The following is a 13,232-nucleotide window of genomic DNA, read 5'->3' as shown; positions in this document are numbered from 1 at the left end:
GGAGCCGTCACCCGGCTCCGGGACTCTCGGACGTTGAGGGAAGTCCCTTGCAGTTCCGCCAACAGGCCCTCGCCAAGCTCCAGTCGCCGGAGGAACTCGACCTGCCGGTGCGTTTCGCCCGCCCCCAGGGCTGGCTGGTGCTGTCCGTGACCGTGGCCGCCCTCACGGCGGCGTCCGTGTGGGCCGTGACCGGCTCGGTGGCGTCCACGGTGAGCGCGCCGGCCGTCCTCACCCACGGCGAGGGCAGCTACATCCTGCAGAGCCCCGCGGCCGGCCAGGTCACCGCGGTCCTCGCCGAGGAGGGCGAGCGGCTGCCCGCCGGCTCCCCCGTGCTGAAGGTCCGCACCGCCGACGGCGACACCGTGGTGCGCACGGTCGCCGCGGGCCGGATCACCGCGCTCGCCGCCACCATCGGGCAGATCATCTCCACCGGCGCGAACGTCGCCGCCGTGGAGAAGGTCGCCCACGCCGACGACCCGCTGTACGCGACGGTGTACGTCCCGGCGCAGAACGCCGCCTCGATCCCGGAGGGCGCGGCCGTCGACCTGACGGTGCAGACCGTGCCGTCGCAGCAGTACGGCGTGTTGCGCGGCCATGTGGAGTCGGTGGACCGCACCGCCCAGTCGGCGCAGCAGATCGCCGCGTTCCTCGGCGACAGCCAGCTCGGCGAGCAGTTCACCGAGGACGGCCGCCCGGTGGCCGTCCTGGTCCGCCTCGACACCTCGGCGGCGACGGAGAGCGGCTACCGCTGGTCCTCGGCGGACGGGCCGCCGTACGCCCTCACCTCCATGACCATGGCCACGGGTTCGATCCGCCTGGCCGATCAGCGTCCCGTCGATTGGCTGCTTCCGTGACCACCGCCCAGGACACCCCGAGCCGCGGCAGGCGCCGGGCCGCGCCGCCCCGGCGTACCGCCCCCGTCCCCAAGGGGCGGGCGAAGACCGTCCGCACGCCCACCGTGCTCCAGATGGAGGCCGTGGAGTGCGGGGCCGCCTCCCTCTCCATGGTCCTCGCCCACTACGGCCGGCACGTCCCGCTGGAGGAGCTGCGGATCGCCTGCGGGGTCTCCCGGGACGGCTCGCGCGCGAGCAACCTGCTGAAGGCGGCGCGCGGTTACGGCCTGACGGCCAAGGGCATGCAGATGGATCTGGCCGCCCTCGCCGGGGTGAGGGCGCCCGCCATCCTGTTCTGGGAGTTCAACCACTACGTCGTCTACGACGGCGTGGGCCGCCGCTTCGGCCGCCGGGGCGTCTTCGTCAACGACCCCGGCAAGGGCCGCCGGTTCGTGTCCGTGGAGGACTTCGACGGCAGCTTCACCGGTGTGGTGCTGGTGCTGGAGCCGGGCGAGGGCTTCGAGCGGGGCGGACGCCGGCCGGGCGTGCTGGGCGCGATGCCGGCCCGGCTGCGCGGCACCGCGGGCACCCTGCCGGCCGCCGTCCTGGCGAGTCTGCTGCTCGTCCTGGTGGGCGCGGCCGTCCCGGCGCTGAGCCGCACCTACATCGACATGTTCCTGATCGGCGGTCAGACCTCGCTGCTGGACGTGCTGTTCGCGTCGATGGGCGCGTGCGTGCTGTTCACGGTCGCCCTGACCTGGCTCCAGCAGGCCAACCTCCACCACGGCCGCATCATCTCCTCGACGCTGTCCAGCGCCCGCTTCCTGCGCCACCTGCTGCGGCTGCCGGTGACCTTCTTCTCCCAGCGCAGCCCGGCCGACCTGGTACAGCGCCTCCAGTCGAACGACGCCGTCGCCGAGACCCTGGCCCGCGACCTGGCGTCGGCGGGCGTGGACGCGGTGGTCGTCGTGCTGTACGCCGTGCTGCTCTACACCTACGACCCGGACCTGACGTTCGTCGGCATCGGCGTGGCGCTGCTCAACATCGTCGCCATGCGGATCGTGATCCGGCTGCGCGCGACCCGTACCGCCAAGCTGCGCGCGGACAACGCGCGGCTGACGAACACGGCGTACACCGGGCTCCAGCTGATCGAGACGATGAAGGCCACCGGCGGTGAGGACGGCTACTTCCGCAAGTGGGCCGGGCAGCACGCGACCACGCTGGAGGAGCAGCAGCGGCTCGGGGTGCCGAGCGCCTGGCTCGGCGTGGTCGCGCCGACGCTCGCCACGCTGAACAGCGCGCTGATCCTGTGGATCGGCGGGGTCCGGGCGATCGAGGGGCACATCTCGGTGGGCCTGCTGGTCGCCTTCCAGGCCCTGGTCACCCGGTTCACCGCTCCGCTGACCCGCCTCAACGGCGTCGCGGGCCGCATCCAGGACTTCGCGGCGGACGTGGCCCGGCTGAAGGACGTGGAGAACTTCCGCACCGACCCGCTCTACGACCGGCGGGCCGGCACCGACTCCACGCGCCGGCTGCACGGCCACATCGAGCTCCAGGGCGTCACCTTCGGCTACAGCCCCCTCGACAAGCCCCTGCTGAACGGCTTCGACCTGACCGTCGGGCCCGGGCGGCAGGTGGCACTGGTCGGCGGCTCGGGCAGCGGCAAGTCGACGGTCTCCCGCCTGATCTCCGGGCTGTACACGCCGTGGGAAGGCGTGATCCGCATCGACGGGCAGCGGCTGGAGGACATTCCCCGCGGGGCCCTGGCGGCCTCCGTCTCCTTCGTCGACCAGGAAGTGTTCCTCTTCGAGGGCAGCGTCCGCGACAACGTGGCGCTGTGGGACCCGTCCGTCCCGGACGACGCCGTCGTCGACGCGCTGCGGGACGCGGCCCTCTACGACGTCGTCATGCGCCGGCCGGGCGGCATCCACAGCAGGGTCGAGCAGGACGGCCGCAACTTCTCCGGAGGGCAGCGCCAGCGCCTGGAGATCGCGCGGGCGCTGGTGCGCCGGCCCAGCATCCTCGTCCTCGACGAGGTCACCAGCGCGCTCGACGCGGAGACCGAGCTGGTGGTCATGGACAACCTGCGCCGGCGCGGCTGCGCCTGCGTGGTGATCGCCCACCGGCTCAGCACGGTGCGCGACAGCGACGAGATCGTCGTCCTGCAGCACGGCACGGTCGTGGAGCGCGGACGGCACCAGGAACTGGTCGCACGGGGCGGCGCGTACGCGGCGCTGGTCAGGGAGCGGTGAGATGACGTCCGTCCACGAAGGCGACCTGGTGGTCGCCGCGCTGGGTCAGCTGGGCACGCGGCTGGACCTGGCCGGCTCCGGCCGCCTGGACCTGGAGGGCCCGCAGGTGCTGTGGCTGGTCGCGGCCGGGGCGCTGGACCTGTTCGCGGTGGACGCCGGGCAGCAGGGCCACTGGCACCACCTCGGCCGGCTGGAGGCGGGCGCGCTGCTGCTCGGCCCGGTGACGGGAGCGCAGCACACGCTGGTGGCGCGCCCGGTCCGGGACTGCGTGGTGCACCGCATCGGGCTGCGCGAGCTGTACCAGCCGGCGCACACCCAGACCTGGTCGTACGACGAGTACGGCACCCCGCAGTACGTGCCGCCGGCCACCAGCCCGCTGGAGTACGCGCTCGCCCTGGGCGTCGGCCGCGGGCTGTCGGTCCTCTTCCAGGCGCCGACGGCCGGCTCCGGCGAGCGGGCCGCGGAGATGACGGACGACGACGTGTTCTGGATGCAGGTGCCGCCCGGCAGCGTCCAGTACGGCTCGCTGTACGGCGCGGAGGCGGCCGCCGACCTGCTGATGGACCCGGCGGTGTGGCAGTCCATGGTCGACCAGCAGTACCGCCTGCTGACCACGCTGGACCGCTGGATCGAGCAGTTGGAGCGCACCCACGAGACCCGGACGGCCGCCGGGATCAAGGCCGGTGAGGCGGTCCGCGCCCAGGCCGACCGGACCCTGCTGGCGTCGATCGGCCGCAAGGGGGGTCCGCGGGCGACGGCCGCGGACGTGGACGCCACCTTCGCCGCGTGCCGCCTGGTCGCCCGGGCCGCCGGGATCGCCCTGGTGGAGCCCACCCGGTCCGGCGCCGGCAACGACCGACTCGACCCGGTCGAGCAGGTCGCCCTCGCCTCCCGGGTGCGCACCCGCGCCGTCCGGCTGGACGGCCGCTGGTGGCGGGACGACGTCGGCCCGCTGGTGGGTCACCGGGCGCTGTCGGGGGCGCCGGTCGCGCTGCTGTGGCGGCGCGGCGGCTATGTCGCCGTCCATCCCGCGACCGGGCGGGAGACGCCCGTCGAGAAGGCCGACGCGGAGGAGTTCGAGCCGCGGGCCGTCATGTTCTACCGGCCGCTGCCCGAGCGGAGCCTCGGGCCGCTCGGGCTGCTGCGGTTCAGCATGCGCGGCACCGGCGGCGACCTGGCGCAGTTGCTGCTCAGCGGGCTCGTCACGGTGGTGATCGGGGCGCTGGTGCCGATCGCCACCGGCAAGGTGCTCGGCGAGTACGTGCCGAAGGCCCAGGAGGGCCCGATCGTGCAGGTCTGTCTGGCCGTCATGGTCAGCGGCGTGGTGGCGGCGGCGTTCCTGCTGTTGCAGAACCTGACCATCCTGCGTCTCGAGGGGCGCATCGAGGCGACGTTGCAGCCGGCCGTGTGGGACCGGCTGCTCAGGCTGCCGACGAAGTTCTTCACCGAGCGCTCCACCGGTGAGCTGGCCGGCGCGGCCATGGGCATCAGCGCGATCCGCCGCCTGCTGGCGGGCCTCGGTCCGTCGGTGGCGCAGTCGGTGACCATCGGGGCCGTGAACCTGGGGCTGCTGCTGTGGTACAGCGTGCCGATGGCGCTGGCGGCGATCGGGATGCTGGTGGTGGTCGCCACGGTGTTCCTGGGGCTGGGGCTGTGGCAGGTGCGCTGGCAGCGGCGGCTGGTGGTGCTCTCCAACAAGCTGAACAACCAGGCGTTCCAGACTCTGCGGGGGCTGCCCAAGCTGCGGGTGGCGGCCGCCGAGAACTACGCCTACGCGGCCTGGGCCGAACGGTTCGCCCGCAGCCGTGAGCTCCAGCAGCGGCTCGGCCGGATCAAGAACCTCAACAGTGTGCTGGGCTCGGTCTACCTGCCGCTGTGCTCGCTGCTGATGTTCATGCTGCTGGCCGGCCCGGCGCGCGGCGCGCTGTCGGCGGCGGAGTTCCTCACCTTCAACACCTCGGTGACGATGCTCCTCACCTCGGTCACCTCGCTGACCGGCGCGTTCGTGTCGGCGGTGGCCGCGCTGCCGTTGTTCGAGGAGATCCGTCCCGTGCTGGAGGCGACGCCCGAGGTGCGCGCGGCGAGCACCCGGCCGGGCCCGCTGTCCGGCGCGGTCGAGGCCCGCCGCCTGTCGTTCCGCTACTCCGACGACGGCCCCCTGGTCCTGGACGACGTGTCCTTCGAGGTGCGCCCGGGCGAGTTCGTGGCGATCGTCGGCCCGAGCGGCTGCGGCAAGTCGACCCTGCTGCGGCTCCTCATCGGCTTCGACCGGCCGGTCTCGGGGAGCGTGCTGTACGACGGGCAGGACCTGGCGGCCCTCGACCAGTCGGCCGTACGCCGCCAGTGCGGGGTCGTCCTCCAGCACGCGCAGCCGTTCACGGGTTCGATCCTGGACGTCATCTGCGGCACGGGGGCGTACACGCCGGAGGAGGCGATGGCGGCGGCCGAGATGGCGGGGCTCGCGGAGGACATCAAGCGGATGCCGATGGGGCTGCACACGATCGTCTCGGGCAGCGGATCGGTCTCGGGCGGCCAGCGCCAGCGGCTGATGATCGCCCAGGCGCTGATCCGCCGGCCGCGCATCCTCTTCTTCGACGAGGCGACCAGCGCCCTGGACAACGAGACCCAGCGCACGGTCATCGAGAGCACCCGCAAGCTGCACGCCACCCGGATCGTGATCGCCCACCGGCTGTCGACGGTCATGGACGCCGACCGGGTCGTCGTCATGGAGAACGGCAAGGTCGCCGAGCAGGGCCCGCCCGCGCAGCTGCTCGCCGACGCGGGCGGCCGGCTGCACGAGCTGGTGCGGCGGCAGCTGACCTGAGGCCGGCTCCGGCGGCATCCGCGCGTTGCGTCGGGGCCGGCTCCGGCGGCCTCCGCGCGCGTCGGACCGGGCCCGTGCGCCCACCGCGGGACCGCTCTCGGGACCACTCCCCCGCGGCGGTGTGCGCCCCCGGCGCGGCGTGCGCCCCCCGCGCGCGTGGGAAGGAAGGCGCCCCCCTGGGTACTCGCCCATCCATGAGAATCAGCGTGCTGGACGTGGGATCCAACACTGTGCGGCTGGTCGTGGCCGACTCCGAGGACGGCGTGCCGTTGCCGGTGCACACGGCCAAGTGGCGGCTGCGCCTGTCCGAGCAGGTCAAGCCGGGCGAGCCGATCCCCGAGGGGGCCGTCGAACAGCTCGTGGGGGCGGTCGCCGCCGCGAGCCGCACCGCGACCCGGTGGGGGGCGACGAGCCCGCTGGCGTTCGCGACCGCCATGGTGCGCAACGCGCCGAACCGGCGGGAGGTGCTGCGCGCCGTCCGCGCGGGCACCGGTGTGCCGCTGTGCACCCTGCCGGGCGAGGTGGAGGCCGAGCTGAGCTTCCTCGGCGCCCGGCGCTGGATGGGCTGGCGTTCGGGGCCGCTCGCGCTCATGGACATCGGGGGCGGCTCGTTCGAGGTGGCGTTCGGCAGGGGCCGGCTGCCGGACTTCGTGGCCTCGCTGCCGCTCGGGGCGGCCCGGCTGACCCACGAGTTCTTCGGGGAGCAGGACCCGCCGGCTCCCGAGCAGGTGCGCGCGCTGCGCCGCAAGGTGCGCCACCAGCTGCGGGACGTGGCCGCCCGGATCCGCTGGGAGGGGCCGCGCACCGCGGTGGTCACCTCGCGTACGTTCCAGCAGCTGGGGCGGCTGTGCGGGGCCCCGCCCGGACGCCACGGCCCGTTCGTCGCCCGCACGCTGGACAGCCGCGACCTGGGCCGGGCGGTCGAACGGCTCGCCGTGCTGCCCGCCGCGGAGCGGGCGGCACTGCCCGGCATCTCCGCTCCGCGCGCCGCGCAGAGCCTGGCGGGCGCGCTGGTCGGGCACACGGCGATGAAGCTGATCGGCCTGCGGACGGTCACCGTCTGCCCGTGGGCGATCCGCGAGGGCGTGATGCTGCGCCACATCGAGGACGGCGCGTCCTGGTGGGCGGAGGTCGCCCGGCTCGCCGAGGAGGTCGCTCCGCCGGATCCGGTGCCCCTGCGCGTCGCCGCGGCCCACTGATCCGCCGCTGCGGCCGTAAGACGCCCCCTCACCCGCACCGGTGTACCGGCCGCCGCCGACCCGTACCGCCGTACCGGCCCCTCACCCGGGCGGCGGGCCGGCGGCCGGACGGCGCGGGAGCGGCGGTACGGCCGGGGATGGCGCCCTCACCTCGGGGTACCCGGCGCGCATGGCACACGAAGGACCACGACTGCCGGCCGCCCGGGGCCCCCTTTCGGGGGCCGTCCGGGCCCACCTGCTGGGCACCGGCCCGCTGCCGCCCGCCGAGGCGGCCACGGACGCGCACCCGTACGGCGACGACCTCCAGCTGGCCCTGTACCTCTGCTACGAGCTGCACTACCGCGGGTTCGCCGGGGTGAGCGCCGACCTGGAGTGGGACCCGGGGCTGCTGGGCGTCCGGGCGGCGCTGGAACGGCGCTTCCTGGCCGCCCTGCGCGCCGACACCCCGGTGCACGACAGCGTCGACGACGCGCTCGCGGAGCTCCTCGTCGAGCCCGTGGAGGCCGACGGCGTATCGCACTTCCTGCGCGACGAGGGCGAGTTGTGGCAGGTGCGCGAGTACGCGGCACAGCGCTCCCTCTACCACCTCAAGGAGGCCGACCCGCACGCGTGGGTGCTGCCCCGGCTGTGGGGCCGGGCGAAGGCCGCCATGGCGGCGGTGGAGTTCGACGAGTACGGCGGCGGCCGCCCCGACCGGGTCCACGCACGCCTGTTCGCGAACCTGATGACGGACCTGGGCCTGGACACCGCCTACGGCCGCTATCTCGACGCCGCGTGCGCCGAGACGCTGGCCACGGTCAACCTCATGTCCCTGCTCGGTCTGCACCGCTCCCTGCGGGGCGCTCTCGTGGGGCACTTCGCGGCGGTCGAGATCACCTCCTCCCCCGGCTCCCGGCGGCTCGCCGAGGCGATGCGCCGCACGGGCGCCGGTCCCGCCGCGGCGTACTTCTACGACGAGCACGTCGAGGCCGACGCGGTGCACGAACAGGTCGTCCGGCACGAGGTGATCGCGGGTCTGCTGGAAGAGGAGCCGCACCTGGCTCCCGACATCGCCTTCGGCATCGACGTCACCGGGCTGCTGGAGGACCGCCTCGCCGCACGTCTGCTCGCGGCCTGGCGCGCGGGACGCTCCTCACTGCGCACCCCCCTCAACGCGGAAATGGCTCATATTTCCTGATTGTCCGGGTACTTGGTCGTCGTGAATCCGCTGGTACTTCCGGGCGTGTACGCCCCTCAGGAGGACACCGACCTGCTGGCCGGGGCGCTGTCCGAAGAACCGCTCGTGTCGGGCGCGGACGTCCTCGACGTGGGGACCGGATCCGGCGCGCTCGCCCTGGAGGCGGCCCGGCGCGGGGGCCGCGTGACCGCCGTCGACGTGTCGTGGCGGGCGGTGTGCGCGACGCGCTGCAACGCGTGGCGGGCCCGGCTGCCGGTGCGCGTGCGGCACGGCAGCCTCTTCGAGCCCGTCCGCGGGCTCTCCTTCGACCTGATCCTGACGAACCCGCCGTACGTGCCGGCTCCGTCCGGCGGCCGTGCGCCGCGGGGCCCGGCCCGGGCCTGGGACGCGGGCGGGGACGGCCGGCTGGTGGTGGACCGGATCTGCCACCAGGCACCCGCGCTGCTGCGGCCCGGCGGGGTGCTGCTGATGGTGCACTCCGCGCTGAGCGACCCCGACCGCACCCTGGCGCATCTGCGCGCGACGGGCCTCAAGGCCGCGGTGACCCGGCGTCGCCGCATCCCCTTCGGGCCGGTCCTGCGCTCACGCGCGGACTGGCTGCGCGAGCGCGGACTGCTGTCCGCCGGCGAGAACGACGAGGAACTGGTGGTGGTCCGTGCAGAACTCCCCTGCTGAGCAGGGCCCGACGGCCCCGCCCGGCTCCCCCGCCGAGCCGCGCCCGACGGCCCCGCCCGGCTCCCCCGCCGAGCCGCGCCCGACGGCCGGGCAGCGCCGGCTCACCGAACCGCACGCCCGGACCGGGCCACACCCGCTCACCGCGCCCCGCCCACCGGCCGGACCGCCTTCCGCGGACGAGCGGCGGCTCCTCGCCGACTCGCGCCCACCGGCTGGGCCACCTTCGGGTGACGCCCCCTCCCCGGCAGCCGGCATGCCGGTTCCGGCGGACGAGCCGCCGTCCGTCGGCGAGCGGCGCTCCCCCGCCGCCCCGCCCCGCCGGATCACCATGCGACGCCGGGGTCCCCTGCTCGTGGAGGGGCCGGTGGAGGTGGAGCTGGAGGACGGTTCCACGGTCACCTCCGACCGGTTCCGGGTGGCGCTGTGCACCTGCCGGCGCAGCCGCCGGTATCCGTGGTGCGACACCAGCCATCGCGACCGGGCCTGACGCCGCGCCCCCGGCGGCACCTGCCCCGCCACCGCGCCCGTGCGGACCCCGCGCCCGCGGCGGTGCGCGGGCGCGGGGCGATGCCAGGGACCGGCGGGCGGCCCCACTCCGCCCGGCCGGCCCCTGGCGCGGGATCGCGGTGGTCCCGTGTCAGTGGCCCGTGCTCCCCATCTCACGGACCTGTCGCGGCGTCCACGGGGGCCACGCGATCCCGGTCTCAGAACGCGAGGAGAACGCTCCCGGAGGAGTTCTTCACGCACTCGTTGGGGAACAGGCGCTCGTAGGAGACGCGCCTGCCGTCCCAGACCCCGTCGACGGTCACGACGACGGGGTCGTAGCGCTTGGTGCACAACGCGTCGCCCGGGACCGTCAGGGTCTCCAGGTCACCGCCGGCGGCGCGCAGTTCGGCGCAGGCCTCGACCGGCGCCGGGTGGCTGCCGGAGGGCGTCGGCGCACAGGTGAGGGTGACGGCACGGGACGGGCTGACGGCGGCGGCTCTCTCTCCGTGTCCCAGCGTGAGCACCAGGGCCGACGGGGCGTAGAGCGAGGCCGGGGCGGCCGGGGCGGCGAGCGCGGGCCCGGTGACGGGTCCGCAGACGGCGGCGGCCGTGAGGCCGAGGGTCGCTGCCCAGCGCGCGGTGTTCCGCATTGTGTGCATCCTTCCGCTCGATTCGGGGTGGGCCGCTCCGGCGCGATCGGAGCCGGACGCGGCGACGGCGAGTCTGCCGACTCCGCGCCCGGAACTCACATCGACCCCACGGGTTTCAGTAACCTTGCGTATTGAATCAGTGGCGCGAAGTCACGGAGTTCGAACGTTCCAACGCCGTAGGCAAGCGCTTCATGATCCGCCGCTCCGCCGGAGTGACCGATTCTCATAGGCTCGGCAATCGTCCGGAAACATTCCGCTTCCGCGTCGCGTCCCACTCCGCGGGCCGGCGCCATTCACCCGACGGCCGCCTCCCGCCGGCGGATGTGTCCCCCGTCCGGGGCACGCAGGCTGCCGAGCCGCCGTTGTCACACCCCCCGGCTACGGTGCGGGCATGACTCATTTCGTGTTGGTGGCGGGGGCCTGGCTCGGTGCGTGGGCGTGGGACGAGGTGGCGGCCGAACTGCGTGCCGCCGGCGACGACGCCCATCCGCTGACGCTGTCCGGGCTCGCCGACCGGCAGGGCACCGCGGCGGGCCTGGAGACGCATGTCGGCGATGTCGTCGACGAGGTCGGCCGGCTGGGCCTGACGGACGTGGTGCTGGTCGGGCACAGCTACTCCGGGATACCGGTCGGACTGGCGGCCGAGCGCATCGGCGAGCGGCTGCGGCGGGTGGTGTTCGTCGACGCGAACGTGCCCGTCGCCGGGGAGTCGTTCCTGTCGGGCTGGCCGAGCGACCCGGTACGGGCGTCGATCGCGGCCCACGCCGGCTTCTGGCCCCCGCTCACCGCCGACGAGTACGCGGGCCAGGGCCTGACGGACGAGCAGATCCGCCGGATCGTCGACGGCTCGACCCCGCACCCGGGCGCCACGCTCACCGAAGCGGCGGCCCCGCGGCGCTCGCCCGCCGAGCTGCCGGCGACGTACGTCAAGTGCCTGCTGGACGGGGAGGAACCCCTGCCCGCCGTCGCGGAGCTGCTCCGGAGCGACCGGTGGGAGCTGGTGGAGCTGGACACCGGCCACTGGCCGATGTTCTCGCGGCCGCGCGACCTGACCCGCGTCCTGCGCGCGTCGGCCGCTCCCCGCTGACCGACCCTACCGGCTGGTACGGGACGGGCCGATCGTCCTGGAGGGCGTCCTGCACCCGGACGACGCCCGGCAGGCCGCGGACGCCGGGATGGACGGCGTGGTGGTGTCCCACCACGGCGGCCGCCAGGTCGCCGGATCGGTCGCGGCCGCCGACGCGCTGCGCCGGTGCCCTTGCGCCCGAACCACCCCGCCGGGAAGGCGGGGTGACCGTCCGTCGGGGCGGGCGGGCCGTCAGGCCGTGCGGTCGGACCGGCCCGCGGGGCGCGCCGGCAGGATCTCCTGGCCGGCGATCTCCCGGGGACCGGTGCCGGACGTGGCGGCGTCGGTCAGCCACCGCTGGCCGGCGGAGCGGTCCCGGACCCTGACGACGACGTCGGCGCCCGGGTCCGCGCCGGCGGAGGCGAGGGCGAGCGTGCCGTCCCAGCGGGGCAGCAACTCACCCTGCACGGTGAGGTCGTAGCGGACGTCGTCGGCACGGGAGCCGGCCGGCGCGGCGCACGGGCCGAGGATGACGATCCCGGCGTCCGCGTGCGAGTCCACGCACAGTCCGGGGGAGGCGACGCTGCGCAGCTGGCCGTCGTCCGCGTACGACCACAGCTGGGCCGGCTCGGCGGAGCACTCCGCCAGCTGGACGGCGGCACCCGGCCGCACCTCGCCCCGGATGTCCAGGCACAGGCCGGCGGCGGCGTTGCGCAGCCGGGTCCGGGACGGCACGGCCGGCAGTCGGGCGGTGTCCGGGGCCGAGGGCGTCGCGGTGGGTCCGGCCTGCGAACCGGTGCGGGAGGCGGCGTCGCCCGCGGCCCCGGTGGAGGCGGCCGGGTCGGCGCCGTCGTCCGACCACACTCCGGCGGCGAGCAGGGTGGTGAGCAGTCCGGCCGAGGCGAGGCCGACGCCCGTCATCAACGACCGCGGCGAGCGCGGCGGGTGGCCGGCCGGGCGGCGGCGCGGGGAGGGGACGAGGTCGAACAGGGTGGTGCGGAGCGTGCCGCCGGAGCCCCTGCCGCGGCGCCGACGCGCCCTCCTGAGCCGTGCGCCCTGCCGGACCGCGCGGCCGGGGCGGGAGTCGACGTAGCGGCGGGCGCCCCAGCCGAGTACCGCCTCGGCCAGCAGCGTCCCCAGATCGCCCTCGAAGTGGCCGAGCTGCTCGGCCGCCGACCGGCAGTAGCGGCAGGCGTCCAGATGCCGGCGGACGTCCGGCAGGAGGTCGCCCCCACGGCGCATGGGCACGTCGAGGAGCCGGTTGTGGAAGCGGCAGTCCTTGCTGGGCGCGAGGTCCCGGTGGGCGCGCACGCAGCCCTCGCGCAGCTTGTCGCGGGCGTGTTCGTGCAGGGCCGTGACCACGTCGGCGTCCATGCCCAGCAGGCCGGCGACGACGTCAACCGGTTCCGCCTCGACCTCGAGGTGCCACAGGACGCAGCGGGCGGCTTCGGGCAGGCCCTGGAAGGCGCGCTCGGTGAGCACCCGGTTCTCGGGGGTCATGGACTGGGCGGCGCGCATCCCGCGGGCGCCCGCGGGCTTGCGCAGCTCCGGCACGCCCCGGGCCAGTGCCGGATCGGCGGCCCACAGCCGGATCGTGTCCCGCACGGTGACCAGCAGACGGGGGCGCAGCGCGGCGCCCGGCTCGCCCAGCTTCAGCCGGTCGAAGACCTGGTGGAACGCGGCCGTGGCGACCATGGACGCGACGTGCGCGGGGGAGGCGAGACAGATGACCGCGTATTCGTGCACCGGCTGCCAGTGCCGCGCGATCAGCAGCGCGGTGGACCGGCCGACCTCGCTGTCCGTGCCACCGCGCACCCCCGCGGCGAGCAGCTCGTCGGATTCCCGGGGTCCCGCGCCGGGCGGGGGGTGGGGAGGGCGAGGAGGGGTGAGCACTGAGCGGCTTCCTTCGGTGCGTACGTGTTCGGCGCGTCGGGGGGCGCGTTCGCCTCCGCCGGCGATCCGCGGGGCACACCGGTCCGGGCCTCGGCCCCCCGCACGAGTGGCTCACCTTCGCACAACCGAGTCGTGCGCAACAAGTTGCCGGGGACATTGGGCCGTTGTTGAGGGAAT

10 protein-coding genes and 1 pseudogene are annotated in these 13,232 nt (G+C 75.0%); 9 read left to right on the top strand and 2 right to left on the bottom strand.

Going from position 1 to position 13,232, the window contains the following annotated elements:
• Nucleotides 1–47: 47 nt before the first annotated feature.
• The 7 genes from ACFV9M_RS03895 to ACFV9M_RS03865 all read left to right on the top strand — a co-directional run bounded on the left by ACFV9M_RS03895 (nucleotide 48) and on the right by ACFV9M_RS03865 (nucleotide 9,447).
• Nucleotides 48–854 carry an HlyD family efflux transporter periplasmic adaptor subunit gene (locus ACFV9M_RS03895; RefSeq protein WP_385063902.1) on the top strand — a complete coding sequence of 269 codons (807 nt, stop codon included), beginning with the start codon at nucleotides 48–50 and terminating at the stop codon, nucleotides 852–854.
• Entirely contained in the window at nucleotides 851–3,085 is a 2,235-nt protein-coding gene (locus tag ACFV9M_RS03890) for an NHLP family bacteriocin export ABC transporter peptidase/permease/ATPase subunit (protein WP_385063900.1), read from the top strand. The genes ACFV9M_RS03895 and ACFV9M_RS03890 overlap by 4 nt, the downstream gene beginning before the upstream one ends.
• 1 nt (nucleotide 3,086) lies before the next feature.
• Nucleotides 3,087–5,909 (top strand): NHLP bacteriocin export ABC transporter permease/ATPase subunit, encoded by a 2,823-nt coding sequence (locus ACFV9M_RS03885; RefSeq protein ID WP_385063898.1) that lies wholly within the window; start codon nucleotides 3,087–3,089, stop codon nucleotides 5,907–5,909.
• 194 nt (nucleotides 5,910–6,103) lie between these two features.
• Nucleotides 6,104–7,108: a Ppx/GppA family phosphatase gene (locus ACFV9M_RS03880; RefSeq protein WP_385063896.1), complete on the top strand. Its 1,005-nt coding sequence runs from the start codon at nucleotides 6,104–6,106 to the stop codon at nucleotides 7,106–7,108.
• A gap of 169 nt (nucleotides 7,109–7,277) precedes the next feature.
• A complete protein-coding gene (locus ACFV9M_RS03875) occupies nucleotides 7,278–8,285 on the top strand; it encodes an iron-containing redox enzyme family protein (RefSeq protein WP_385063894.1) in 1,008 nt (335 codons plus the stop codon).
• On the top strand, nucleotides 8,286–8,960 hold the full coding sequence (locus tag ACFV9M_RS03870) for a HemK2/MTQ2 family protein methyltransferase (RefSeq protein WP_385063892.1): 675 nt from the start codon (nucleotides 8,286–8,288) through the stop codon (nucleotides 8,958–8,960).
• A 328-nt stretch (nucleotides 8,961–9,288) separates the two neighbouring features.
• Entirely contained in the window at nucleotides 9,289–9,447 is a 159-nt protein-coding gene (locus tag ACFV9M_RS03865; RefSeq protein ID WP_385063930.1) for a CDGSH iron-sulfur domain-containing protein, read from the top strand.
• A gap of 217 nt (nucleotides 9,448–9,664) precedes the next feature.
• Here the strand turns inward: ACFV9M_RS03865 and ACFV9M_RS03860 are convergent, their stop codons facing one another.
• A complete protein-coding gene (locus tag ACFV9M_RS03860) occupies nucleotides 9,665–10,096 on the bottom strand; it encodes a subtilase-type protease inhibitor (RefSeq protein WP_385063890.1) in 432 nt (143 codons plus the stop codon).
• A 391-nt stretch (nucleotides 10,097–10,487) separates the two neighbouring features.
• Here ACFV9M_RS03860 and ACFV9M_RS03855 point away from each other — a divergent pair, with 391 nt between their 5' ends.
• Together ACFV9M_RS03855 and ACFV9M_RS03850 are read left to right on the top strand one after the other, a co-directional pair.
• Nucleotides 10,488–11,183 carry an alpha/beta fold hydrolase gene (locus ACFV9M_RS03855; protein ID WP_385063888.1) on the top strand — a complete coding sequence of 232 codons (696 nt, stop codon included), beginning with the start codon at nucleotides 10,488–10,490 and terminating at the stop codon, nucleotides 11,181–11,183.
• Between the two features lie 22 nt (nucleotides 11,184–11,205).
• Nucleotides 11,206–11,349: pseudogene (locus ACFV9M_RS03850) on the top strand (alpha-hydroxy-acid oxidizing protein); the annotation flags it as partial.
• A 65-nt stretch (nucleotides 11,350–11,414) separates the two neighbouring features.
• On the opposite strand, the gene ACFV9M_RS03845 reads toward ACFV9M_RS03850, so the two are convergent.
• Nucleotides 11,415–13,055, bottom strand: a complete 1,641-nt coding sequence (locus tag ACFV9M_RS03845; RefSeq protein WP_385063886.1) for a ricin-type beta-trefoil lectin domain protein — start codon at nucleotides 13,053–13,055, stop codon at nucleotides 11,415–11,417.
• Nucleotides 13,056–13,232 lie beyond the last annotated feature (177 nt).

It is taken from the genome of Streptomyces sp. NPDC059895, assembly GCF_042731035.1.
In the GTDB taxonomy this organism is placed as follows: Bacteria; Actinomycetota; Actinomycetes; order Streptomycetales; family Streptomycetaceae; genus Streptomyces.
Note: the sequence above shows the minus strand (reverse complement) of the source record. Positions and strands in the feature narration are given on the sequence as shown.